General features: G+C 67.8%; 21 protein-coding genes and 1 pseudogene. 9 read left to right on the top strand and 13 right to left on the bottom strand.

Annotation, left to right across the window (positions count from 1 at the left end):
• Both ACFWGN_RS18550 and ACFWGN_RS18545 read left to right on the top strand, forming a co-directional pair.
• Positions 1-710 (top strand): annotated as a pseudogene (locus ACFWGN_RS18550) (ISL3-like element ISPfr18 family transposase); the annotation flags it as partial.
• Positions 711-732: 22 nt separating this feature from the next.
• Positions 733-1242: an SAVED domain-containing protein gene (locus ACFWGN_RS18545; RefSeq protein ID WP_377618927.1), complete on the top strand. Its 510-nt coding sequence runs from the start codon at positions 733-735 to the stop codon at positions 1240-1242.
• Positions 1243-1524: 282 nt separating this feature from the next.
• On the opposite strand, the gene ACFWGN_RS18540 is transcribed toward ACFWGN_RS18545, so the two are convergent.
• Positions 1525-4893, bottom strand: coding sequence for an NACHT domain-containing protein (locus tag ACFWGN_RS18540; protein WP_377618925.1), 3369 nt, complete (start codon positions 4891-4893; stop codon positions 1525-1527).
• A gap of 221 nt (positions 4894-5114) precedes the next feature.
• Between ACFWGN_RS18540 and ACFWGN_RS18535 the strand changes: the two genes are divergently transcribed.
• A complete protein-coding gene (locus tag ACFWGN_RS18535; protein WP_377618924.1) occupies positions 5115-6191 on the top strand; it encodes a hypothetical protein in 1077 nt (358 codons plus the stop codon).
• 17 nt (positions 6192-6208) lie between these two features.
• On the opposite strand, the gene ACFWGN_RS18530 is transcribed toward ACFWGN_RS18535, so the two are convergent.
• The 6 genes from ACFWGN_RS18530 to ACFWGN_RS18505 form a co-directional block, all read right to left on the bottom strand.
• A complete protein-coding gene (locus ACFWGN_RS18530) occupies positions 6209-6685 on the bottom strand; it encodes a hypothetical protein (protein ID WP_377618923.1) in 477 nt (158 codons plus the stop codon).
• Between the two features lie 32 nt (positions 6686-6717).
• Complete coding sequence (mobF, locus tag ACFWGN_RS18525; RefSeq protein ID WP_377618940.1) at positions 6718-10284, bottom strand: MobF family relaxase; 3567 nt, start codon at positions 10282-10284, stop codon at positions 6718-6720.
• Positions 10285-11227: 943 nt separating this feature from the next.
• Positions 11228-12976, bottom strand: a complete 1749-nt coding sequence (gene lnt, locus ACFWGN_RS18520) for an apolipoprotein N-acyltransferase (protein ID WP_377618921.1) — start codon at positions 12974-12976, stop codon at positions 11228-11230.
• Between the two features lie 22 nt (positions 12977-12998).
• Entirely contained in the window at positions 12999-14210 is a 1212-nt protein-coding gene (locus ACFWGN_RS18515) for a hypothetical protein (RefSeq protein WP_377618920.1), read from the bottom strand.
• Positions 14207-15091, bottom strand: a complete 885-nt coding sequence (locus tag ACFWGN_RS18510) for a cytochrome c biogenesis CcdA family protein (RefSeq protein WP_377618918.1) — start codon at positions 15089-15091, stop codon at positions 14207-14209. Before ACFWGN_RS18510 ends, ACFWGN_RS18515 begins: the two co-directional genes overlap by 4 nt.
• Positions 15092-15097: 6 nt before the next feature.
• On the bottom strand, positions 15098-15790 hold the full coding sequence (locus ACFWGN_RS18505) for a DsbA family protein (RefSeq protein WP_377618916.1): 693 nt from the start codon (positions 15788-15790) through the stop codon (positions 15098-15100).
• A gap of 170 nt (positions 15791-15960) precedes the next feature.
• On the opposite strand from ACFWGN_RS18505, the gene ACFWGN_RS18500 reads away from it, so the two are divergent.
• The 4 genes from ACFWGN_RS18500 to ACFWGN_RS18485 are packed head-to-tail and all read left to right on the top strand — an operon-like array spanning position 15961 to position 18293.
• Positions 15961-16569 carry a hypothetical protein gene (locus tag ACFWGN_RS18500; protein ID WP_377618914.1) on the top strand — a complete coding sequence of 203 codons (609 nt, stop codon included), beginning with the start codon at positions 15961-15963 and terminating at the stop codon, positions 16567-16569.
• The gene (locus tag ACFWGN_RS18495) at positions 16566-16955 is read left to right on the top strand and encodes a BlaI/MecI/CopY family transcriptional regulator (RefSeq protein WP_377618912.1); all 390 of its coding nucleotides are present in this window, start codon (positions 16566-16568) and stop codon (positions 16953-16955) included. Before ACFWGN_RS18500 ends, ACFWGN_RS18495 begins: the two co-directional genes overlap by 4 nt.
• On the top strand, positions 16952-17929 hold the full coding sequence (locus tag ACFWGN_RS18490) for a M56 family metallopeptidase (RefSeq protein ID WP_377618911.1): 978 nt from the start codon (positions 16952-16954) through the stop codon (positions 17927-17929). Before ACFWGN_RS18495 ends, ACFWGN_RS18490 begins: the two co-directional genes overlap by 4 nt.
• A gap of 37 nt (positions 17930-17966) precedes the next feature.
• Positions 17967-18293 carry a hypothetical protein gene (locus tag ACFWGN_RS18485; RefSeq protein ID WP_377618909.1) on the top strand — a complete coding sequence of 109 codons (327 nt, stop codon included), beginning with the start codon at positions 17967-17969 and terminating at the stop codon, positions 18291-18293.
• 80 nt (positions 18294-18373) lie between these two features.
• Here ACFWGN_RS18485 and ACFWGN_RS18480 read toward each other — a convergent pair whose 3' ends face one another.
• The 6 genes from ACFWGN_RS18480 to ACFWGN_RS18455 form a co-directional block, all read right to left on the bottom strand.
• A complete protein-coding gene (locus ACFWGN_RS18480) occupies positions 18374-18649 on the bottom strand; it encodes a metal-sensitive transcriptional regulator (protein ID WP_304686893.1) in 276 nt (91 codons plus the stop codon).
• Between the two features lie 166 nt (positions 18650-18815).
• On the bottom strand, positions 18816-19181 hold the full coding sequence (locus tag ACFWGN_RS18475; protein WP_304686895.1) for a co-chaperone YbbN: 366 nt from the start codon (positions 19179-19181) through the stop codon (positions 18816-18818).
• Positions 19182-19224: 43 nt separating this feature from the next.
• Positions 19225-20121, bottom strand: coding sequence for a sulfite exporter TauE/SafE family protein (locus tag ACFWGN_RS18470; RefSeq protein ID WP_304686896.1), 897 nt, complete (start codon positions 20119-20121; stop codon positions 19225-19227).
• Between the two features lie 91 nt (positions 20122-20212).
• Positions 20213-20812: a rhodanese-like domain-containing protein gene (locus ACFWGN_RS18465; protein WP_377618907.1), complete on the bottom strand. Its 600-nt coding sequence runs from the start codon at positions 20810-20812 to the stop codon at positions 20213-20215.
• A gap of 98 nt (positions 20813-20910) precedes the next feature.
• Positions 20911-22320, bottom strand: a complete 1410-nt coding sequence (locus ACFWGN_RS18460; protein ID WP_377618938.1) for a rhodanese-like domain-containing protein — start codon at positions 22318-22320, stop codon at positions 20911-20913.
• Positions 22321-22669: 349 nt separating this feature from the next.
• Complete coding sequence (locus tag ACFWGN_RS18455; RefSeq protein WP_377618942.1) at positions 22670-22831, bottom strand: hypothetical protein; 162 nt, start codon at positions 22829-22831, stop codon at positions 22670-22672.
• Between the two features lie 543 nt (positions 22832-23374).
• On the opposite strand from ACFWGN_RS18455, the gene ACFWGN_RS18450 reads away from it, so the two are divergent.
• Positions 23375-23875, top strand: a complete 501-nt coding sequence (locus ACFWGN_RS18450) for a hypothetical protein (RefSeq protein ID WP_304686904.1) — start codon at positions 23375-23377, stop codon at positions 23873-23875.
• Between the two features lie 158 nt (positions 23876-24033).
• Positions 24034-24912: a helix-turn-helix domain-containing protein gene (locus ACFWGN_RS18445; RefSeq protein WP_377618937.1), complete on the top strand. Its 879-nt coding sequence runs from the start codon at positions 24034-24036 to the stop codon at positions 24910-24912.
• Positions 24913-25046 lie beyond the last annotated feature (134 nt).

Here is a 25046-nt window from a genome sequence, read left to right as displayed (position 1 = left end):
ACATGGTCGAGGGCCGCTCGAAGCAGGTGTTCAAGCAGTGGCTCGCCGCCCGGCCTGCGGAGTGGTCGAGCCGGATCGAGGTGGTCGCGATGGACGGGTTCTCCGGGTTCAAGACCGCCGCGGCCGAAGAGCTCCCCGACGCGGTCCCGGTGATGGACCCGTTCCACGTCGTCCGTCTCGCCGGCGACGCCCTGGACCGGACCCGGCAGCGGGTTCAGCAAGACACGCTCGGGCACCGCGGTCACGCCGGCGACCCGCTCTACGGGGTCCGCCGCACCCTCCACACCGGCGCGAGCTTCCTCACCGAGAAGCAGACCGCGCGGCTCGACGCGGTGTTCGCCGCCGAGGAGCACGTCGAGGTCGAAGCGACCTGGGGCATCTACCAGCGCATCGTCGCGGCCTACCGCGAACCCGACAAGAACAAGGCGAAGGAGATGATGCGGGCGGTGATCGACTCTGTCAGCAGCGGCGTCCCCGCGCTGCTCAAAGAGGTCCGTCGCCTCGGCCGCACGCTGAAGCAGCGCGCCGCGGACATCCTCGCGTTCTTCGACCGCCCCGGAACGAGCAACGGCCCAACGGAGGCCATCAACGGCCGGCTCGAGCACCTTCGCGGTTCCGCCCTCGGCTTCCGGAACCTCACGCACTACGTCGCCAGATCGCTCCTCGAAGCCGGCGGATTCAGACCGCTCCTACACTCTCATTCGCGATGAGCCGACAAAGTTCGGCAACGCGGTGGTGCTCGATGTCAAGGACAACGCCTGGCGATCAATCGCGCGAGACGACGACCCACAGAGCACGGACTTGACGGTCGAGACGCTTCAAGTCGAACAGGATCAAGCGCCAGGGACCGAGCACCGCGTTGCGGTCTTCGTGACCTTGACTCCAGAGCCGGATCGGACTGCATTCGAGCGGCTTGTGAACGAGTCCACCGGCCGCTTCGACGCGGCCGAGGTGGTCTCGGTTGCAAGTTCCGAGCGCATCGACCCACGAGAGGCAGCTCGCCTGAGTGCCGCCGTGGCGCAGCAGATCAGAAGACTGTCCGCCAGCCAAGGGCGCGCCGAGGTGCACCTCGCCTTCCACGGCCCATACACAATGGCGGTTCTCGTCGGGCGCCACCTCAACACCCTGCGAACCATCGTCTACGAGTGGGACGGCAACACGAACGGCGGCCCACGATATAAGCCAGTCATGACCCTCGAACCCGGTGTGACATACGGACCAATCACCGACGTTTTCGCATGACGGACGGCTCCGATGCTTCACCAGGCACACGATGGACAGCATCCATCGCGATTGACAAACCAGTCTGCCGGGAGCACGCCCCATACAGCCGATCACCGGGAGGGATAGCCACCGAGGGGTCGGCGTCGGGGCCGCAGCGTGCCCCGACGGCGATGAGGATGGTGCCCTCAATGTCGGCGGGAGGCCAACGGAAGGGGCCAGCGTTGCCGGTCGCGTCCAGGAAGCCGCCGGCTGCGACGCTGATACAGGGCCGATATCGCCGGAAGGCGGCGAGCGCTGCCTCTATCGGTAGACGGCCTTTGCGTCGACCTTCAGCCATTTCCCTTCCCGGGCGACGCTGAGCAGCGAGGGCGCAGAGTCCAAACCGTCGCGTGACGCGGGCACTACACCGTCTCGCACGGTCGTTGACGATGCCGAGGTACGGAGTTGGTTCAGAGCGGCCAGTTCTGGATCGTCCGTGGCCGCTGTGACTGGCCGGTTGCTCAGCCAGCCGTACCGAGCGATCCGCTCGGCGGCTTGAAGGACTGTGCTCCGGCGTGCCGCAGGGAGTTGGCTGAGCACCGACTCCAGCGTGGGCAACAGTTCTGTCACGATGGGCTCGGAGGCGACGCACCATAGAGCGAGTGCCCACTCGGCTTTGGCCAGATCGTCGTCGAGGGCATCGAGCTGCTCCCGCCACCATTGGGCGTTGCGGCTGTTGGCGCGGGCTTGCGCGAGGAGCTCGGACGGGTGACTCGTGGTTCCGAAGGGCGCTGAGCCAGGCTTCTTCGTTGACGCGGGCAGGAAGGGCGACGAGGCCCCGATGATCGCAATCTCGGACACGAGCCAGCGACGTCCGACGTGGGCGTGTAGTGCTGCGGCCGTCTCAGCCCAGGGGAAGGTACTGCCCTTCTGGCCTGTTCTGAAGGCTCGCTGCTGGGCGATCTGGGTGTACGCAGAACCTGCCCGCCGGAGCTGGTTGATCGCCTCGTTTCGACGCCGTTTCGTCCTCTCATCACCGCCGGGAAAGCCGGTCTTGGAACTCGTGAGGAAGTCGCCCGGAGACAGTGCCACCGCGACCTGCGCCGGCATGGATCGCGTCGACGTCACACAGGGGCACTCGCCTTCCAAGACTGCGTCGAGAAGGGAAGCTTCGAGTGAGCTTCCGGGCGGAGGGACGAGGCCGGCGCTGAGGAACAACTCGGCGGCACCTTCGGCGAGGTCAATGTGCTCAAACGACGCAACGACGCCGGCACCGGCCTCGCACTGGGCACCGATCTTGAGCCATGCGTTCTGCTGCGGCGTGCCGATGGCTGCGGTGAGTTGCGCGGTCCACCATGCGCCGAACTGGCTGCGTTGATTCAACAGCTCGCGCAGAGCGCGTACCCGGTGAGTGTTGCCGCTGTCGGTTGGGTCCTTGCTGATCAGGGTGGTGAGCCGGACCCAGGTTGGATCAGGGCCGTCCTGGTCTGGGAGGTCGGGCATTTCGGGCAGCGCGATGATGTCGCGGCGGTCGAGTGCCGAGAGCAGGATCGTGATCCCGACGTCGGAGCAGAGTGCTGTGAGTATCTTGCGTGCCTCACGGGGACGGCGCAGAAACACGCCGTCGGTGAGCAGCGCCCATGCGGCGAGGTAGGAGGCGGGCGAGGTGCTCTGCGCCAGCTCTTGCTCGATCCCGGCGGTCAAGGGGTAGATGCCGTTGCCCTTCGCGTTGCCGCCGTAGAACCTGGCCGTGTTGAGCCAGTACGGCCGACGGAGCAGTTCGCGCAGCACGGTCGTGCTGTCGAAGTCTGCGTTGTCCTCGCCCGAGTTGTGGTACAGGAATCGGGCGGCGAAATACTCTCGCAAGGAGAGGACCTCGAACTCGTAGGTTCCGTCGACTTTGCTGGTCAGCGCCCACAGGCGGTCGCTGGCGCCCTCGAAGAGCTGGTCGACGATCGACTCGCGGTTGCCGTAGGTGCGCTGGAAGTGCCGCATCGCCTCCTTGAGCTCATCCACGCTCATGCGGCCGTTGATCTGCGATTCCTCGGTGTGCGCGTGGAGGTACCAGCCGAGGAACGGGATGATCTCAAGCAGTTCTTCCTTATGGTCACGAACCGCTTTGGGGTGCTTGTTTGCCTCGCGGGCCAGGAGAAGCTCGACGTACTTGTCGTATAGGTCGGTCCGTTGAGTCGGAGTCGCTGCTCCTTGCTGATGGAGGAGATCGAGCAGGATGGTCAGCTGCATCGGATTGCCGGCGAGTTCGTTGATGTAGGGCTCGCGGCTCTTCTCCTTGAAGCTCTTCCGCAGGGCGCGACCGTCTTTGCCCTTGATCGCGCGGACCGTGCACCACTTGCGCAGGTAAGAGTCTCGCTGCTCGATGGTGAGTTGGTTGAGGGTCACGACCTCGAACAGGCTGGGCGACGGCTCGGGAAGCTCGCCGGCGCTGGGGCGCGTCGTGACCACAACCTTGGGCGGGTCGGTGTAGGCCCTTCCACGACCGACGAATTTGTCGATCTCTTTGACGATTCTGCCTCGTATGGCGGCGCTGCCGACCTCATCGAGTCCGTCGAGCACGATGAGGCTGGGCACTCGTTCGAAGATGTCCTGCACGGTCTTCGCGCTGGTGGTGACGCCGCCGCTCTCGTGTGTCATCAGGTCCGCGAGGAAGCACTCGACAGTCGCCTGCTCCCCCTTGCGCGCCGTGGTGCTGCGTTGCTTACGGTCCTCGGTGTGGTCCCACACGTCGTTGCCACCGAGCCAGAGCGCGTAGTCGCTCAGGTCCAGCCTGATGGGGAACCGTGGCTGATCCAGCTCGGGTAGTGAGTCGGGTCTGTCGTTCTCGGGGATGAACGAGCTTCGATGGACCTGGCATACGTACTGGCTGAGAGTCGACTTGCCCTGTCCGGGCGCGCCCCGTATGAGGGTGAAGGGCGCCGATGCACGCAGCAGGTAGGCAGCGGCACCGCCCAAGGTGGTCGGTGATTGTGCTTGCAGTGCTTTGCTGGCCACGGTGTGGACGCGATCGGCCGTGACATCGACGAAGAGGTCAACGACCTTCTCTCGGTCGACATCGGACTGGCTGAACTTGACGCGCTTGTCGTCCTCCCACTGGGCCGCGGCGACCTTGCGGATCAGATCACGGTGCGCCTTGTCTTTGCCTGCACCAACGTGCTCGGCAACGAGGTATCGGACCAAATCCCACCCCGCGAGCATCTCGGCGTAGGCCCACTTCGTCTCGGTCGGGGCGTTGTCGACCCACGGGTTCAGAGCCTCGCGCCAGATGCAGGTCATCTGCTCGTAGCCGAAGTTCTTCGCATACGCCTGGAGCTTCTTGTCCAGCCGGTCGAACGTGCCCGAGTCGTCCTTGGCCGTGCTGCCCACGTTGGTGACCAGCGTGTAGTGGCGGACTCCCTGCGCGGCCAGACGCTTCAGACTGGCTTCCTCGTTCTTGACGACCTGATCGAGCCAGGCAACGGGGTCCTTCTCCTTGCCGCTGACCGACCACTTGACCTGGTAGATGAGCACCTTCGAGGCGTCGACCTTGCGCAGACCGTCTCGGCCGCCATCAGCCTGACGGAGTGCCATCGGGATGTAGTCGGGGAACTGGTTCGCAAGCAGGGCGCTGACGAGCTGCTGGAAGTCGTGGTCGCCGAGGCGCTCGTAGAGGTAGCGGTGTCGACTCTCGGGCATGGGCTATCTCTCCTCCGCTCCTACCCGATCGTGTCGTCACTGCCGTCGGGGACCTTCTCCAGTCGGGTCTATTCAACCCGTCGCCACCGACGCAAGCGTGGAGGACGTGCGAGTGCCGAGGCCCTGTGGTAGATCCCTCTCCGTCAGCTGCAACGGGTCTGCGCGGGCTGGCGCGCGTGGAGCGATCGCTCGATACCGTGGTGCTGACAAGAGGAGACCTCGTGACCCTTCCCACGCACGTGACCATTGCGTCCGACGAGCTCCCGGCCCTCCAAGCAGCCCTGCGTGACGCACAGACTGCCACCGCTGATTACTGCGGGCAGACCGCCCGAAACAACAGCATCGACGATCTCGGCACGCCCGTGCGTAGGTTCCTGGTCGCCGGAGAGACACTCAATGACCTTCTTACGAACAGAGTGGGTGACTCTGCGACGTACGGGAGCATTACGAGTTCAGGTAGCCACCCCGGCACGGGTGTCATTCGAGGCGTGAAGTACGTGCGGAACGTTGCTCAGCACCTCGCCCACGTGATCCGACCCCGGGACGAGCACGTGCTCATCGGAGGCGTTCTCGGCCTACGGATCTACACGTTCTGGGATGAGGTACCTGCCGCAGTCCATGCCCAACTACGCCCGAGCACGCAACAGCTCAAGGCGGACTACGACGCGCTGTTGCTGGGTACGAACGTCACCGACACGATGCTCGACACACTGAGCTTCTTTGCCGATGTCGCTCCCGATATCCCTCATCGGGACCAGCGGGGCGAATGGACCGGATTCCCGCTGATGAGCCAACCCGGCGTGGGCGATCGGCTCCACCCCGAGGAACCTGCCGACGAGGCAGCCGCGCGTGCATGGCTGAACGAGCGCAGACCCAACGGCGACGTGCGAGTGATCTGTGGTCAGCTCACTGCGGACGGGACTCGGTACGTTATTGGCCACACGTTTGTAGGAGGACTCTCTTACGCTCCGTTCGTCGAGACCGTGGAGCAGCTTGGCCGTGATGTGGCGGCCGGATACCCGTACGTTGCGGGCGATGTGCTGGCGAATACGGTCGATCGCACCGAGGACATTCCTCACGTGGTTCAGGGCGCCGTATTCGAAAGCCGTGGTGATATCGCGACGTGGACGACTCCTGTACCCAGCGGTGGCTGGGATGAGGACTGGATTGATGAGAGAACGGCAGGAACCTGGCACGGAGTGGTGGAGATGGAGCAAGGGGAAGGACTCTTCGCGAGTTCGGCGTACCTCATCCGTCGTGCGCGGCGCTTGAACGCCGTCGTGCCGTACTCGCCGTAACCACCACAGAATCGGTTCTAGCCGGGCGGCTCGACCGGGCCTTCGAGGGTCGGCGTCGGGCCGCTGCGGGTGATGCGGAACCGTGGGGTGCTGTCGTTGATCGGTTCGGGAGCGGTCGAGCCGTACGGGGCGAGCCGGCCGTCCGCCGTGACGACGTGCTCGCCGTAGCGCGCGCCGACCGCGATCAGGACGGTGCCGTCGATGTCGGCCGGAGGCCAGCGGACGGGGTTGAGGTGTCCGGTCACATCAAGGAAGCCGCCTTCGGCAACCTTGGGGACGGTGCGGATGTAGCCGGAGGCGTGGCAGGCTCCGCCAGTCTCGATAACGAGGCGCTGGCGGATGATCCCGGCGACGATGAGCGATCCGCCGGCCAGGACGTGAACGCCGCCGTGTGCTGCGCCGAGCAGCCGGGTGGGTCCGGTGACGCGCAGGAGCGTGTGCTGGTCGTCGTAGAGGATCAGCTCGTCGCCGGTGTTGCGGATGCGCTCGGTCATGCCCTCTCCACGGTAGCCCGCCCGGCTGACGTTCACAGTCGGCGTGCTGGGTCCACTCGCTGGGCGTTCCGGCGTGGCGCGTTGTCGGTGAACGGTTGGCTGACCGACTGTGCGCGGCGCAGCGCGGCGGAGGCGGTGCGGTACTCGGTTGCCTGTTGGGCTTTGGTGATGTCCTTCGGGTTGCCCAGCGGTGCGGCTCCGTCGATGTCGTAGCGGTGCCGGTACAGGGCGATGGTCGCCGTGTGGGCCAGCCAGGCGTCGCGTGCGCGGCCCGCGGTGGGGGCGCGGCCGATGCGTTTCGTCCAGCCCGCCCCGGCGTCGAGCGCGTGGCGGACCGCCCGACGCGCGGCTGCTTCGATGAGTTGCTGGCGTTCGGTGAGTGCGGTTTGCATGTCGTCCGGGATCGGTTCGGCAGGTGTCGGGATGAGTCCGCCGACTCGCCGCGGGTCGGTACGGCGTCCGTCGCCCAGGCTGGTCGTGGTCTGGTCGATCTTCTTGGCGAGGACGGCGGCCGGGTCGGCCTGGTCCTCGCCGGGCGTGATCGTCGGGGCCAACGCGGCCAGCGTCGCGGTGACGTCGTGCCCGGCCGCGTCGTGTCGTGCGAGCGCCCCTTCGAGATGTTCGTAGTAGGGGCTGGTGAACACGTCGTCGGCGACTTCGGGTGCGAAGGGTGCGACGTCGAGCAACGTGGCCCAGCGGTCTGTCTGTGCTTCGCGGGCGAGTAGGTCGTACTCGGACAGCAAGGTCGAGAGCGAAGCGTGCCGGTCGACCTCGAGCTTGAGCGTCTCGGTCGCCGACAGGTCGGCGTCGCTCCGAGCGAGCACTCGCGCAAGCTGTCCCGTCACGTCGCGGGTCTCGGGTTGGTCGAGGTGCGGCTCGACTTCGTGCGGGTCCGGCTGGATGACGTACGCCTCGTTCCGATGCCGACCGCGGGTCAGCGCGACGTAGAGCAGTTCGCGTGCCGCGGTGTCGGGGTTGATGAGCGCGTGCGCGGTGTCCACGGTCGAGCCTTGGGCGCGGTGGACCGTCGAGGCGTACCCGAGTTCGACTTCGTTGGCGACGTAGCCGGCGGGAAGGACGAGGGCCTTGCCACGCGGAGCGTCGCCCTTGCCGAGCCGCCGCACGGCGAGCGAGCCGTCCTGGTAGCGGTGCGTGACCTGCCAGCGGTCGCCGTTCTTCACCCATGAGCGTCCGGTGGTCAGCCGACGCTCGTTGCGCCTGGTGACGATCAGGTCGCCGACGCCTGCGGCGGTTCCGTCGTGCAGTGGCACGCCTTCGGCTTCGACCTGGCCGGCGTCGATCAGATCGCTGCGGGCGCGCTGGTTCAGCTCGGCGACGGCTTCACCGTTGCCGGCGATCATCAACGTGGACAGGCCCTCGGCGCGGTCGTGCTGCCAGGCGTCGTAGAGCGCGTCCAGCATCACGTCGAGTCCGCCGTCGTGAAGGCGCTCGTGCTCGTCGTAGGTCTCCAGGATGCGGGGATCGCCGTGACGGAGGGCGAGGCTTGCGGCCTTCTCCCATTCGTTAGCGAACCGTCGCACGTCGGTCAGCTCGGGCACTCCGCGTCGGTGCCGCACGAGCATCCCGAACGCGCCGCCCGTCTCGACCGCGGACAGCTGCGCCCAATCGCCAACGAGCACGACCTTCGCGCCGACCTCCGCGGCATGGGCGGTGATCCGGTTAAGAGCGAGGGTTCCGGCCAGGGATGCCTCATCGAGCAGCACGAGCTGGCCAGGCTGGAGGCTCCAGCGGTTGTGCGCGTGTTCATAGAGGAACTTCGCAGTGTTCTCGGCGCGCACGCCGAGGGAGTCGCCGAGGACTTCTGCAGCAGCAGCGGAGGGCGCTAAGCCGATCACCGAGTCCTTGCCGTGCGCGGCCGTCCATGCGCGGTGCAGGGCACGAAGGGCAGTCGTCTTACCCGCGCCGGCCGGCCCAACCAGCAGATCGAGCGTGATCCCGGATCGTGCGATGGCCGTGATCGCCGCCGCCTGGTCCGGCTCCAACCGGACGCCCTTAATCGGTCGGGAAGTGTGGCGGGCGACAAGTCGCGCCGAGAGCGTCGGTGCGTCCGTTGCGTCGGCGTGCTGCAGGAGCCTGGTCTCGGCGTCGAGGATGTCCTGGCTCGAATACGCGATCTGATCGGCAGTCTGGAAGCGGTTCGTTCCGTCCGCGTTGAGATACGGCTCGGGAACCGACCGGCCGTACTCCGGGGTGAGGCGCAGCGACGCCTCCTCAGCGTGCTGCACGATCTGATCGAGCACCGCAACCCGGTCGGCGGTCGTGGCGAACCGCACGCCCATGAACTGCCGCGCGGCCTCGGCGTGCAGGTTCCATCGACTCCAGGTCGCACGTCGGTTAGCAACCTCCATCAGCGTGACCGTTGCGATGTCGTGAATCAGGCCGAGGCCCATGTCGTCGGCGCGCAGCAACGCCTCCTCGGAACCGCTGGCCAGGAGCTGCTGCGCCCAAGTCGTCGCGTCCTCGCCGAGCATCGTCGTAGCTCGCGCACGCCATTCCGCGGTCAGTTCAGCCAGCGAGTGCAGTTCCTTCGCTGGACGGGTCTCCAACGTCGCCTGCTGCCGGAGCTTCACGATCGTCGCGTGCGACGGCCGGCGTCCGTGGCTCGCCACGTACTCGTCGATCAGGCGGTCCGCCACCCGCTCGATGCTCTCCACGCCTTCGCCGCCGGCCGACCGTCGCGAGAACTCGGCGAGCAGTGTTGCCGGGACGCCCGCAATCTCCCAGCCGGTATTGCGGTACTTCCCGCGATCCACGGGCACCCACGCCGCGCCGAGCACGCGGGCCGTGTGGTCTGTGAGGAACGCGTTGTAGGTCTCGGACATCGCCACGGCGGCCTTGTGCAGGCGGCGGGAGTCCAGCGTCCGCCACCGTCCGTCGATGCCCTGGACCTTGTTCGAGACGACGACGTGCGTGTGCAGCTGTGGGTCGCCGGCTCGGCTGTCGTAGTGGTCGAACGCGGTCGCGATCACTCCGACGACCGGCATCTGCGCGATCCCGCCATGCCCGACCCTGGTTGCCGCGACTCGTTCCTCCAGCATGGCGAGAGTGTCACGCATCGCCGCGTGATGCGCCTGCGCGATCAGGGATTGCGTGCCCGCATCGGCCACCCCCCAGATCGTGCTGAGCGACTTCGGAGGCGAGAACGTCAAGTCGAACCCTGCAACCGCTGTGCGAGGGCGTCGTGCAACCTCTTCCTCGCGGATGCGCTCGACCGCTTCCTCCCGTTGCACTCCGGTCAGCGACGTGTCCAGCCGTGCAACCTTCGCCGCAATCTGCTCCCGCGGCGGTCTCAGCTGGGGATAGGGAGAACCGAGCTTCGCGCCGGTCAGTGGATGCATGCCCTCGCCGAGCAGCCGGGCGAGCTGTTCCTCGGTCACCGTGTCGCCGTCGGCGAGGGCCGGACCCTGCCCCGTGTCGAGGCTGGAGAGGCCAGTGCCGAGCCAGGTTCCCGGCGGGCAGCCGGACTCGGTGTAGTAGCGGGTCAACGGCGTGCCCATCGACCGGTCTCCGTCACCAGCAGCGACCGACTTCAGCAGGTATTCGTACCCACGGCCGGACGACATCACACGGATCGTCATGACCACGGCCGGCCCCTTCCGAGCCGGCGTTGGGAGAGACCGTCTCAGCGGCCAGGTGCGCTCCGCGCGCCCGCCTGCACCCTTGGTGCCAGAGGTGTGTGGGGAAATCAGGGACTTGGGTCCCGCCGAGGTGAAGGTCATAGCCGGCATGGGTCCGCCCGGCTGACGTGCAAGACGCGTGTCAACGTCACGAGGGGGGTCAGCGACGAGGCTGGAGCCGGTCGCCGGTGAGGCATCGGGTGGCGTGGAGGTGTGCCAGAGGTTGACAGCGATTGGCAGGGCTTGCAGCTGACGGGCAGCTCCGGATGGTGGTCGGCCACCGGCTTCGCTTGTCGGCGCTCCTCACCACCGCTTTCGCGTCTTCATCCTCGCCCACCCCCAAGGCCCTGTTCCGCACCCGCTGGCCGCGGACCCCTCACACGGCGGCGAGACCCTGGAACGCATGCGAGCCAGACGGGGCACAATCGTGCTATCGCACCAGATCATCGACCTGGCTGTCCACGGACCCGATGGCTCATCGAACAAGAACGACGAGTCAGATTCTGTGGTCGCTGATCGAGCACATCTTCGACACTGGGGACGCTACGCCGATGCCATCGCGAGGTGGGAACACATCACTGGCCGATCCGCACCCGCACATGCCCTCTTGCACGAGGACGCCGGACCAAGGCCGTCGCCAGAGTCTGTGGAATGACTCATGGGCCTTCCCCAACGGATGAGCTACCAACCCTGGTCACGGCCTCGCCGTCAACCAGCAGCTCACCACACTAGGCAACGGAGTGCTGCCGCTGCACGCGGTCATCGCCTTCGATCTGCTCAGGTGGCTATGAGGATCGGCACCCATCCGTCCGCCTGCGCACAGCAATTGGCTGTTCGAGTGAACCAGCCTAGGATCCTAGCCATTGCGATGTGGCTACCCGGCCCCTCCCTCTTCTCGGATGGCTCATCGGCCTTGTTGCGGGTCGACGAGGCCGGGGCCACGGGAGGTCAGCGACGGGCGGCCCCGTGGGAGGACGCGGTCGCGTAGCCCGAGGGCCGCAAGGACGAAGAAGACGGCGAGCGTACCCGAGGTGATCAGCGCCTCCAGAGGCTGGCCGAGCACGACTGCGGGGGTTAGGCCATCGCGCAGCTCGAGCTCGGCGATCATGACACCGGGCTGGTCCGCAGGCAGCGCAGCCAGCGTGTCGCCGTCCGGGCCGAAGACTTGGCTGGTGCCGGTCGTGGAGAGGTTGACCACACTGCGGCCCGTCTCGATCGCCCGCATACGGGCGAAGGCGAGCTGTTGCAGGTTCTCGTCGGTGCCGCGGAAGTCGGCGTTGTTCGTCTGGAACATGAGCACCTGCGCACCGCTGCGTGCGCCTTCCCGGATGACATCATCGAATGCCACGTCGAAGCAGATCGCCAGACCCACGGCCACCCCATCGACGTCAATCGCCGGCGTGTCGACGCCAGCGGCGTACTCGCGTTGCAGGAGGTCCACCAGGCTGGGCACGAGAGCGCCGTAGAACCATCGGTCGGGCACATACTCCCCGAACGGGACCGGATGACGCTTGGCGTGCGTCGCCACGGGGCCTGTCGAGGTCCAGAGAAAGGAGGTGTTGTAGACGAGGTCACCCTCTGCTGAGGCGGCGTTGAGCAGGATCGGCGCACCGAATCGATCCGCGGCGTCGTTGAGCACCTGCGCTGTCGGCTGGTCGGCGAGCGGGTCGGCGTCCACGCCACCCTCGGGCCAGAGCACGAGATCGACCTGCTCCTCCTCCAGGGCCGCGGAGGCGGCGAGCTGGGAGTCCAGGACCGCGCCCGCTTCGTGCTCATCGACATAGGCGGCAGGCCCATCGCCTTGCACGGCGCCCACCCGGATGCTGCCGGCATGACTGGTCGGGAACTGCGGCACCAGGAGCATCACCGCCGCGAGCCCGAGCGCAGGGATCGGTGCCGACCACCGCGCTGGCAACCTTGTCGGCTCCTCGGCGCCGTCGCCGCTGGGGCTGTCGTCCCTGCGCTGGCGGGTGCGCGCTGCCCAACGGAGCGCTTCGATGGTGGCGACGCACAGAGCGACCATGAGGAATCCCAGTCCGGAGACGCCGACCCATGACGCCACCGGCGCGATCGGGCTCTCTGATTGGCTCATGCCCACGCGTCCCCAGGGGAATCCACCGTAGGGCCAGGAGCCCATGATCAGCTCCCGGACCGTCCAGGTTCCCGCTACCAGGGCCGGCAGTGCGAGCAGCCGCACCGCGGGGGCCTCGTACCGACGCGGCAGCCACCGGTAGGCCCACGCGATCGGCACCGTCAGCACGGCCGAGTAGATCGTCAGCGCGCCGGCCAGCGCCACCCAAGGAACCCAGCTCAGCGGGTGTGCGCCCAGGAACTGCGTCGCCCAGGACGCATGTGGAAACCAGAACGCTGCGCCAAAGATTGCCCCGAGCAGGACCGCGCCCCACGTGCTGCGACCGATGAGACCGGCTAGGGACAGCGTCACTGAGACGAACGCCAGCGGCCACCACCCGAGCGCGGGGAACGCGGCGTCCATCGCGAGCCCGGCCGCTGTGGCGGCCGGCACCGCCGCCCACAGCGGCAGCAACGCCTGCCCTGGTGCAGGCGTCGCGCCGCCGGAGGGTTCGGCCCATGCAGGATCACCAGTGGGGTCGCCCGTGTGATCGCCGGTGCGGGCGGGGGCCTGGGATGTCATCGGCTGCCGCGGGGTACGGGTGTCATGATCCCGACTCGTCGGGGACGGGTTGCTCGGGCACGGTGGCCAGGAGCGGACGGTTGCCGTCGAGCAGAAGAGCGGCTCCATTGATGGTGATGTGCGAGGGCACCAGGATCGGGCCATTCCCGTCGGGTTCGTAGGCTTGTGCGACATCACCGGTGATGACGTTGTGGACCCGGATCGACCCGTCCTCTCTGAGGTAGAGGAAGACACCGCCGAGCGCCTCGATACTGGTCTGATCCTCGACCGACAGCGACCACAACGGCTGGTCGTCGGGGTCGTAGGCGTGTAGCCCGGCCTCGTCGAGGATCACCAGCGTCTCGGTGCTGGAGTCCACCGCCGCATCCTGCGCGGTCTCGCTGACCACGACGCCCGCTCCGAGATCGATGAGCGCACCGGTGGTATCTGAGGTCGAGAGGAGGGCGAGCCCGTCGGCCGGCGTCGCGTGCAGGGCGGCGCTGACTGACGACGCGGTCCAGCCGTGCTCGGCCAGTCCGATGCGCCACAGCTCTTGTGCCGTAGTGGTGTCGCGGGCGATGAGAGCGTCCTGTTGGGTGAGTAGGACGGTGCCGTGGTACTCGCCGATGATGCGGATTCCTTCAGCGTCTGCTTCGGAGGCCGCTACAGCGCCAGTGCCCGGGTCGAGCGCGACCCGTGGTCCGGTCTCGCCCATGTATCCCTCCGGGGGTGCGGCGAAGACCAGGCCGGGACCCTGGTAGGGGCCGGGCACCTCGACCGGACCCCACACCTGCTCTCCGGTGTTCAGGTCGTACGCGGTCGCGGTGGTCGCGGTCAGGGCATCAGCGGTGGTCTGCACATCGCCCAGGATCGCCAGGGCTCGTCCCTGCTCGTCGGTGGTGACGGCGAACCCGGTGCAGCTTGCGGGGCGTTGCGCTGCCCATAGCACGTCACCGTGCACGTCCACGGCCGTGAACTCCAGCACACCGTCGCGCTCGCCCGCGGAGAGGTAGATGCCGTCCGCATGCTGCGGCGCAATCTCCCAGCCCGGATCCACGATCTCCAGCTCTTCGTACGGGTACGGCAGCTGCATGCCGGTGGTGTCGACCACCGGGAGGGAGTCATCGACCCCGGACGGCTCGCGGACGGGCTCCGGTTCGGACGCCGCGCACCCGGCGACGAGCAGGGTGGCGATCGCCAGGATCGCCAGACCGGGCGGGGACAGGCGCGGGCGCCCACGGAGGCGGGGGCTCATCCCCGCTCCGCGTGCTGCTCGGGGTGTGGCTCGGCTGCCTGGGTGTCGTGGGCGTCGACGCGGGGACGGCGGCGCCTGGCCCACACCAGCAGCACGATCCCGGTGATCCCGAGGACGGCGAGGATGTCCAGGATCGGGTTGGCCAGGATTGCGGTGTTCTCCTGGAGCCAGGCCTGGGCGTCCAGCGGGAGGAGTGCGGGGGCTCCGACCAGGCCGTTGGTGGTCCAGAACAGCACGCCCACACCGATAATCAGCAGGCCGGTGATCACCGAGGTGGTGTGCAGCTGCCGGCCCAGGACGGTGAAGGCGCGGCCGCGCAGCACTCGGCGTCCGCGGGCACCGAGGCGCTGCCAGAGCGCGGCGATCAGCAGCAGCGGCAGCACCATCCCGGCGCCGTAGACCGCAAGCAGGACACCGGCGGCGAGGGTGTCGCCGCGGGCGGCGGCCAGGGTGAGGACGGCGCCCAGGATCGGGCCGGCGCAGAATCCGGCGATCCCGCTGGCCGCCCCGAGCAGCAGCGTCTTGACGATCCCGGTCTTGGACGCAGCCCGGGAGTGCAGGTCAGCACCGGCGGGCAGCAGCCGGGCGGGGTCGAACCCGAACCCGAGAGCCTGAGCCGTGCCGAGGACGACCAGCACGATCGAGGCGATCAGCACGATCGCCTGCCGGTGCGTGGCGAAAAGCGTCCCCAGCGCTCCAGCGCCGACCCCGACCGGGACCAGCACGATCAGCAGCCCGAGATAGAACACCGCGCCGTGCAGCAGCAGCCGGGGCCCGGTGCCGATCGTGGAAGCGAAGAAGGCCGGCATCAGCAGCGCTGCGCACGGGCTCAACAGCGCCAACGTGCCACCGGCGAACGCGGCGAGCAGCCCGATATCCATCCCGGCTCACTCCGCCGCATCGAGCGCGGTCTGGAAGGCGTCCTCGAACACCTCGGTCGGCTGCGCCCCCATGATCGGTTGCCCGCCCAGGACGAACGCCGGAGTGGAGGTCGCCCCGAGGTCGAGACCGAACTGCTGGTTGGTCGCGATCACCTCGACCGTCTCCTCAGAGGTCAGGTCAGTGGCGAACTGCTCGGTGTCCAGACCCAGCTCACCAGCGAGGTCGATCAGCGCGTCCTCGCTCAGCTCGTCCGCGGAGCGGTGCTCCCCGCCGGCGAACAGCTCGTCGTGGTACTCCCAGAACGCCCCCTGCAACGCGGCGGCATACGACGCCTGTGCCGCCAGCTCGGAGGCGGGTCCGAACACGTTCACGTCACGCCACTCGATGCGCAGGTCCCCGGCCTCGACGTGCTCCATCATCGACGGCAGCGTCTGCTCGCTCCACCGGGCGCAGAACGGGCACTGGTAGTCGGAGAACACCACCAGCACCACCGGTGCGTCGACCTGGCCGGCCGCCAGCAGGTCCTCCTCGTCGCGGGCCTCGATCTCGGTCAGGTCCGGCTGCTCGGGATTCTGCACCTCGGTCGGCGCCCCCTCACCGGACGGCGAGGCACCGTCCTCGGGTGAGGTGCCGCTCCAGTTCACCCATACGATCACCGCGATCAACACAACGGCCACCGTCAGCACCGCGGCCGGCACGACCCAAGACGACCTCGAGCGATTCGACGACTTAGAGCGATTCGAGGATTTCGGGCGGTTCGTAGTCTCGGCGGGCATGAGTGGTCTCCTGTACGTGTGGCGGTCACCGGCCTCTACTATCTCAGATAGTCGACTATGCGTGGTAGTCGAGTCATGTCAGAATGGGATGCATGACCACTCCTCCAACTCGATCGCGCCAGGGCATCGGCGAGAGCTTCCGGCTGGCCGGGCAGGCGCTCAGACTGTGGACGGGCAGGCAGATGCTGATCGCGGTAGCCGCGGCCGTGGTCGTCGCGGTGGTGATCGGGGTGGCGACGGTGCTGATCCCCAACCCGGTCTTCGGTCGGGATATCCCGCCGGTGTGGTGGAACTACCCGGTGTGGCTGGTCACCTCGGCGCTCTCGGGCATGCTGGTCGCCACCTATGTCCGCCCGCAGCGCGCTACCGCCGGCGCGCGGGCGATGACATCAGGCGATGACGGGGCCACCGTCGCAGACGCAGCTGTGAGCGCAGATTCCGGCGATGAGGTGCAGGCTCGGCGCAGCAGCCGGTTGGGGATGGCCGGCGGCATCCTGGCCTGGTTCGCGGTGGGGTGCCCGGTGTGCAACAAGCTCGCCCTGCTCGCGTTGGGGTACTCCGGGGCGATCACCTGGTTCACCCCGGTCCAGCCGTTCCTCGCGCTCGGTGCCCTGATCCTGACCGGTGTGGCCCTGGTGTGGCGACTGCGCGGCCAGGTCGCCTGCCCGGTGCGGCCCGAGCCGGTCGCGGCCGCCTCATGAGCGCCGACGACGGCCGCTCAGGTGAGCTGCTGCGGCTGGGGGCGCTGGAGGCGCAGGTGATGGACGTGCTGTGGGACCACGGCCCGGCCACCGTCCGCGAGGTGATCGGGCATCTGCCCTCCGACCCCGCCTACACCACCATCGCGACGGTGCTGGCCAACCTGGACCGCAAGCACCTGGTGACCATCACTCGGCAGAACCGGTCCACCCGATACGGCGCCAAGATCAGCCGAGGTGAGTGGGACGCCGGGCTGATGGAGCAGATCCTCGACGCCAGCCGCGACCGCGCCGCCTCGATCCTGCAGTTCGTGGACTCGATGCCCGAGAACGACCTGGACCTGCTCCGCGACTACCTGAAACGGCGCGACCGGGACGGTCGCTCATGACCGTGACCATGCTCACCGTCGCGTTGATCGCCGGGCTGGTGGCCTTGGCGGTCCTCGGCCCGTGGCTGCTGCGTCACGCGGCACCGATGCTGGTGCGCGTCCCCCGGCTCGCGATCCTCATCGTGACCGGCGGCATCGCGGTCTGGCTGGGCACGCTGCTGGCGATCGGGCCGGTACTGGCCTGGGCCGGGTCCGGCCCCGCACTGCTGCCGGAGCGTGCGGCGGAGTTCTGTCAGCGGTGTCTGACCGCTGCCAACCCGTTCTCGGCCGACGCGTCGGTGACCATGATCCCCGCCATCCTCCTGCTGGCCCTGCCTGCCGTGCTGACCCTGGCTCTCGGGATCGGGATGACCCGTCAGCTGATCCGCCGCAGCTTCCATTCCCGGCGTGCGGCACGGGCACTGCTCTCCGGCGCGTTCCCGGCGCGTCTGCACGGACACCACTTGTCGCTGGTCGACACCGAGCATCCGTTCGCACTGACCTTCCCCGCCCGCCACGGCGGGATCGTCCTGTCCACCGGCGCCGTGCATGCGCTGGAGGACGACGAGCTCGCTGCCGTCCTCGCCCACGAGCACGCGCACCTGCGTCAGCGCCACCACCTGATCTCCGCAGTCATCGAGGCCATCGCCGCATACCTGCGATGGGTGCCCCTGGTGCGCGCCGCCGCGGACGCCATGCCGCACTACCTGGAGATCGCCGCCGACAACCAGGCCCGCCGCGAAGCCGGGACACCCGCGCTGGTGAGCGCACTGGTCAAGCTCGGTGAACGCACCCACCCCGCCCTACCGCACCACCCCTGCCCGGTCGCACTCCACGCCGCGGGCCCCGAACGCATCAGCCAGCTCGTCCGCCCCAGCGCCGGCCTGGCCGGCGCCCTCCCCGCAGTAGCAATCGGCACCTACCTGCTTGCCTTGGCCGCCCTCAGCGCGGCCGTCCACCTGCCCTACGCCTCGGCAGCCCTGACCGGCTGCTGAACAACGCCAGAAGCACAGCGCCAGAGGAAGCACGAACATGGACCAGAGCCGCCGCGAAGTCATCCTGCACGTCTCCGACGACCCCGACGACCTCCAGCGCGCGCTCGACGCCGCGGCCGGACTCCAGGCCACCGACCTCGGCGTGCGCGTGCGGGTGATCGTCAACGGCCCCGCCTTGGCGGGCCTGACCGGGACCGACGCCATCGAGATGCCCGAACACACCCAGGTCGCCGCCTGCAACATCGGGCTCGGACGGCGCGGCATCGACCCCGACGAACTGCGACCCGAAGTCCAGACCGTCCCCTCCGCCGTGACCACGATCGTCCAAGCCCAGCTCGACGGCGCCGCCTACATCCGGATCTGACTCTACGAGACCAACGAGCGGGCCACGGGAGGTCGCCCGGGTCTCGCTGCGCGTGGACCGTCACCTGGTCTGCGCGGCGCTCAGGCGAGGGTCAGGAACAGCTTCTCGAGTTCCTCGGGGGTGATGTCGTCCTTGCGGTTGGTTCCTTCGGGATCGGCGATGCAGTCCTTCATCGCGGTCGAGATGATCGCGAACCCGGCACGATCAAGAGCCGAGGACACCGCGGCCAGCTGGGTGACGACGTCCCGGCAGGAGCCGCCACTCTCAGCCGCAGTGATGACCGCGTCGAGTTGCCCGCGGGCGCGCCGCAGACGGTTGAGGATGCGGCGCTGGGCGTCGAGATCACTGGTGGCCATGAGAACTCCTATTGATCGGAACGGTCACACGATGGGTGGCGGCAGGCCTGGAGCAAGCCAGGAGTTCCAGGTTCCCTGCCCGATACCAATATACCCTTGGGGGTATCGCCTGATGCCCATGCGATCGTGAACTCGCGGATTCGAACCCAGCGGGTAAGGGCTCTCGCTAGCGCGGTTGTGAGCTGCGCAGCTGCTCGCGCACGTGGTCCATGTCGAGATCGCGGATCTTGCCGATCAGCGTGTGCAGCCCGGTGGCGGCGAGTGCTCCGGGTTGGGAGAAGACGAGCACGCCGTCGCGGAAGCCCATGAGGGTGGGGATCGAGGTGATCTGGGCGGCGGCGGCCAGGGAGGGTTGGGCTTCGGTGTCGACCTTGGCGAACAGGATGTCGGTGTGCTCGGCCGAGGCGGCCTCGAAGATGGGGGCGAAGCTGCGGCACGGGCCGCACCAGGCGGCCCAGAAGTCGATCAGGACGATGGGGTGATCGTTGATGGCGGCCGAGAATGCGTCTTCGGTGAGATCGATGGTGCTCATAGGTACAGGCTCCGGTCTGTGTTCTGTGTTCGGCGTTGGAAGGTCAGCTCGGGGTGGGTTTCCCGAGCCGGAAGGGGCAGTTGATCGTGGTGAACCGGCACACCAGGAACGCGGTCGTGACCAGCACGGCCAGGGCGGTGACCACCGTGGTCCCGACCGGTGGCAGCTCGATTCCGAGGACCAGGGCACCGGCGAGCAGCACGAAGACACCGAAGCCCTTCTGCAGTGAGCCGGCCGGGATGCGCCCGGACAGCTTCGCACCCAGGAGGGCTCCGACGACCGCGATCGCGGTGACCACGGCGACGACAGGCCAGTCCAGGGTGACCGTGGTGAGGTAGCCGGCGAGCCCGGCGAAGGACTTCATGGAGATCACCAGTAGCGAGGTCCCGACGGCCACCGGCATGCTGAGCCCGCCCAGCAGCACCAGTGCCGGGACGATCAGGAAGCCACCGCCGGCCCCGACGACACCGGTAATCAGTCCTACCACGACGCCATCGACCACGGTCCGCACCAGCGGCAGGCGGTGACCCCCGTCAGGTGCGGCGTCTTCGGTGGCGGACGGGGTGTCGCCGCGTCCGGGTCGTTTGAGGATCATCGCGGTCGCGGTGGCGATCATCATGAGTGCGAACGCGATCATCAGCACCGTGCCCGGTAGCTGGCCACCGAGGAGTCCTCCGGCGAAGGCACCGATCATGCCCGCGGCGCCGAAGATCAGCCCGGTGCGCCATCTGACTCGGCGTCCGCGGGCGTGAACGACGAGGCTGGCGATGGAGGTGACGCCGACGACCAGCAGTGAGGCGGCGATCGCCTCTTTCGGTGGCATGCCTGCGACGTAGGTGAGCAACGGGACAGTGAGGATCGACCCACCCCCGCCGAGCGTTCCCAGGGCTAGCCCGACCAGCGCAGCGAGCACGAGCGTGAGGATCAGTGCCCCACTCACCGCCGCTCACCCCACCCGGTGCTCGGGGCCGCACCCGCGGCCCCGAGCAAAGTGACGAGTCGGCAGGTCGATGCGCGAATGCAGACCCGGTTCACAGCTGCTGGGGCGCGACCGGGATGGACCTGATCGCGCTCTGAGCGGTGGGGCTCGCCTTGACCTTGCTCCACGGCATCCTGGACAAGACTTGCCCCATCAGGCACGAGTCGGTGAGAGCGGCGACGACGAGTCCAGCGCTGATCGCGTACGCGACGAACCGTGCGCCGGGCCACAGGAACTCGGCCAGCAGCAGACTGGCCAGCACGATCAGCCCCGCGGTGAACCGCACTTGCCGTTCGATGCTCCATCGGGCCGTGCCGTGCACGACCTGCCCTCCCGCGGCCTCGAATGCGGGCACACCGCCGGTGAGCACGGTCGCGGTCTGCACGCCGATCCCGGCCAGTCGCTGCTGGGCCTGGGTGGCGCGGTTGCCGGTCTGACACACCAACACGGCGCGGTGCCCGAGGCGGTCGGCCAGGTCGGCGGTGTGCTCGGTCAGCAACGGCAGCGGCACGTTGTAGGAGCCGTGGATGTGCATGGTCTCGAACTCCGCAGGCGAGCGGACATCGATGATGGTCAGGTCGTTGTGCAGCTCGCACCACTGGGCGAGCTCCTCAGCAGAGATCGTCCTCAGAGCAGCGGAGTGATCGTCCATGAGCAGGGGTTTCCTTTCGGATCGGAGACGGCGCCAGACGCCCGCGAACAGGCGGCTCGGCACACAAGGGGACGGCGCTTGGAGGTCGGGGGGGTCGGTCAGGACCGGGCGGGCTCGGCCTGGGTCTGGCGCCAGGCGTTCCAGGCGTTGTAGCTGCCATCCAGCTCCACGACGTCGTGACCGGCGCGCCGCAGGGCGCTGGCGGCAACGGTGTTGCGCATCCCGGACTGGCAGTAGGTCACGATCGTCCCCGAACCGGGAAGTTCGTCCTGATGCCACAGCACGCGGGCGGCGCTGAGCTGGGTCGCGCCGGGGATGTGGCCTGAGGCGTACTCACCGCGCTGGCGCACGTCCAGCAGTAGCGCGGCATCGAAGCCGGCCAGGTCGGCGGGGTCCAGGAGCGGCGGCACGAAGTGGGGCAGTCCCTCGATCGTGGTGACGTAGCCGGCGGTCTGGTCGATACCCACCCGCAGCAGCCGGTCCGCGAACCACTGCGCCGCGTCCTTGTCGTCGGCCAGGACCACGAGCGGGCGGGAGTCGGTCTCGGGGTCGTAGGCCCACGCGGCGTAGGTGGCGGACTTGGGGCCGTCAGGGATGTTCAGCGAGCCGACCACCGTGCCCTCATGGGCGCGAGCAGGTGGGCGGGTGTCGACGAAGGTGATCTCGTCACGACCCAGCTGTGCGGCCACGTCCTCGATCGTCAGCTCCGCAACGGGGGCGCGGTCTCCGAGGACGGTGGGACCCTCGCGGTTCTGCTTCTTCATCCGTGCGAAGTAGGCGTGCGCGTCCGGCTGACCGTCCAACAGCTCATCGATGAACCCCTGCTCGTCATCGGCCGCGAGGTGCCGGCTCCACCAGGCGTTGGTCCGCTCGTACCCGACCGTGGTCGACGGCAGCGCACCGAGCGCCTTGCCGCAGGCGCTGCCGGCGCCGTGGCCGGGATAGACCTGGACGTGATCGGGCAGTGTCAAGAACACGTTCCGCAGACTGCTGAACAGCTGCCGGGCGCCTTCGAAGCGCGTGTCCACGCCGCCGGCGGCCTCATCCAGCAGATCGGGGCGGCCCAGGTCGCCGGCGAACACGAAGTCGCCGGAGATCAGATAGCCCGGCTCGTCGGCGAAGGCGCCGTCGGTGACCAGGAACACCAGGTGCTCAGGGGTGTGACCGGGTGTGTGTCGTGCCTGGATCGTGATGTTGCCGATCGAGATCGTGTCGGTGTCATGGAGGCGTCGGGCGTCGAAGCCGTACTGCCAGTCGGCTCCGCCCTCGCCAGAGACGTAGACCTCTGCGCCGGTGGCTGCGGCCAGCTCGCGCGTCCCGGACAGGTAGTCGGCGTGGATGTGGGTCTCGGTGACCGCGACGATCCGCATGCCGTGCTTGGCGGCGAGCGCCAGGTAGTCCGCGATGTCGCGGCGGGCGTCGATGACGACCGCCTCACCCTTGGCCTGGCAGCCGATGAAGTATCCGGCCTGGGCCAGGTCCTCGTCGTAGATCCGTTCGAGAAGCATGCGCGTCCTTCCATCGATTGGGTAGATACCCCTGGGGGTATTTCTAGGTTGCCATACCCCCACCCGTATTTCAAAGACGGCTGATGGCCGCCCCTCGAGCCGCATCGGCCGCGCTGTCGGGACGGCGAGCTGTGCGGTCGGCAGTGATCGGTGCCGCCTGAGCCGGGTGACGTCAGTCCTCTTGGCAGCCGAGATTCAGCGCTCTGCCCGGGGTCGCGAACTGGTGCACTGCGTCGACGAGCGTGGCGCGAGAATGGCTCGTCCGATTGTGTCCGGCGGCTCGGTCGCAAGCGTTCCCCAGCAGTCGCCGACGGCTGTGTGCTGTCGCGTTGTGTCGGGGTGGAGTGTGTCAGCGGCCGAAGAGGCGGGAGAAGAACCCTCCCGTGGAGGACCCTTTCTGCTCCTTCTGATGGCCGGCGCACCACTGCCCGGCGGGCACCGTGGCCTTGACGTCGGCGATGTGCTGGCCACATCCCGCCCAGGTCGTCTTGCCGCAGGTCTTGCAGGTCACAGGTCGGCACATTGGGGGCTCCTCCTCGAAGGTTTCAGAAAAAGTTGGGGGTTGGGTTCTCGGACTCGTTGGGTGGGTGATGTCAGCTGTCAGGTCGACACCATCGGGGACCGAGGGCGTCCAGCGTCGGGATCGCGGTGACATCGGACTCGGCGGGTGGGTTCTGGCTTCGCCCTTCGTGTCGCCCTTGCCGAACGCCGCGTCCAGGAGCGGTCGCTGGCGCCGCCTGGATGGCGGGCACGATCGCCCGGGTGCGGACTGCGCCCCCTGGTCCTTCGCGATCTCTATGTGCACCACATCGATACTATACCCCCGGGGGTATCTGCGGCCGATCGCGAACCGTCTGGCAATGGCGAGAGCGCTCCAGGGCTGGGCTCGCTGACTGGAGTCGTCCGACTCAGGTGCCGGCGTGCTAGATCGACTATGCTACATAGTAACTATGGCCGGTAATCGAGCAAAGAGGTCGATCGCAGGCAGGAACGGAGTTGGGGTATGTCGGATTCGCGTAGGCGGAGGGGTGGTCGGTCACGACGCGGACTCGGCATGGTCGGTGCGGTGCTGGGAGTCGGTCTTATCGCGGCCGGTGGGGTGACGTTGGTGGGTCTTCTCGCGGCGCCGCAGACGGTGGAGTACGCCTACGGGACGGTCAAGACCGCACTGACAGGGAGCGTTGATGCGGCGCGGGAGGACCTGTTCGGCGATCTGCCCACGGTGAATCTGGGCGCGACCGGTGGCGTGCGTGAGCTCGACGGGTGCGATGGCACCTTCACCGAGATGAGTTCGTACGAGCGCGACGGGGTTCCGCCAGTGTGGGCGGCGCATAACAACTGCCACGGCGACGTGCTGCTTGCGTGGGAGGTCGGCCAACGCGTGCAGATCGAGGGCAGCGATCAGGTATACGAGGTCACGGATATCCGCCACACGCCCAAGACATGGGCGACGACCGATGACCTCCTCGGGCTCGGTGGATCGCTCGCGCTGCAGACATGCTTCTACGGCGAGGACCGGATGAAGTTCGTGGGGCTCGAACCCGTGGAGCCGTGAGGGGGGGGGTGGATGGATCGCGCTAGCGATCGCAGGAGCCTTGCCCTGACGGACAGACTCTTGCCGGGTTCTGTGATGGAAACTGTGTGAACGCTGAGTCTGAGCACCCCACACCGCAGCCCGCCAAGGTGTTCTGCGGTCGCCGGCCGTTTGCACCGATTCTCGCTCGCACGCGAGTTGTCGAACGGCCGGTGGGCCCGTTCGCCTACGACTGCGGGAAGGTGGTTGTTGTCAGGTCGGGTTCGGCGATTCTGTTCAGCGAGTTCGGACCGAAGCCGGTCCGTGTCGGTGACGCGGTGATTCTCGGGGCGAACGTGCTGTGTGGCTCGGAGCCCGAGGGGCATGTCACCGTCACCACGATCTATCTGGATACGGACTATGTGATCGACCAGGTGTTCTGGCAGCACGCTGGGTTGTTGCAGGATCGGCTGGAAGCGCAGGGGTTCGCCGAGACGATCTATTCCGAGCCGGCGCAGATACTCCGCCTGGGTGAGGAGCGCGCGGGGATGTTGATGCCGTGGCTGGATGAGCTAGTTGAACGGAGCATCGAGGGTGGCTTCGCCCGGAACTTCTACCGGATGCAGGCGGTGTGGTTCAGCATCGCGCATGTGATCGCCCCGTTCGTGAAGGTCTCGCCGGTGCGGATATCGGCGTCGCAGCGTGTGCGTGTTCGGCCTACTCTCCCGCGACATCGCCGGTTCGCGCCGTTGCGTGCCGAGGCCCGCCAGGCGGCCGAGCTGCTGCGTCAGGCGCCCGCGGAGCAGTGGACCCTCGATGCCCTGGCTGCTCGGGTGCATCTGTCACCCTCGCAGCTCAGCCGGGTGTTCACCGATGCCTACGGCAAGACGCCCCTGACGTATCTGACGATGCTGCGTGCCGAGCACCTTGCCAGGTCTCTGCGGGAGACCGACCTGCCGATCGAGACCGCGATGCGTCAGGTCGGCTGGCGCAGCCGCGGACACGCCGCCCAGCAGTTCCGCAAGTACGTCGGGCTTACCCCCACCCGATACCGGCAACTGACCTTGCGCGCGAGCTGAACGCGCTCCCGATCTGAGCATCACGAGCGGGATATCGGGAGCATCCCCGCACCGGAGCACACAATGCACCGGTTTCCTGGTAGGCCGGTATGTCCTACGTCAGGCGCACCACGAGTTCTCCTGACGGCCAACCT

This window comes from Oerskovia sp. NPDC060338, from assembly GCF_042726295.1.
GTDB lineage: Bacteria > Actinomycetota > Actinomycetes > Actinomycetales > Cellulomonadaceae > Oerskovia > Oerskovia merdavium.
Note: the sequence above shows the minus strand (reverse complement) of the source record. Positions and strands in the feature narration are given on the sequence as shown.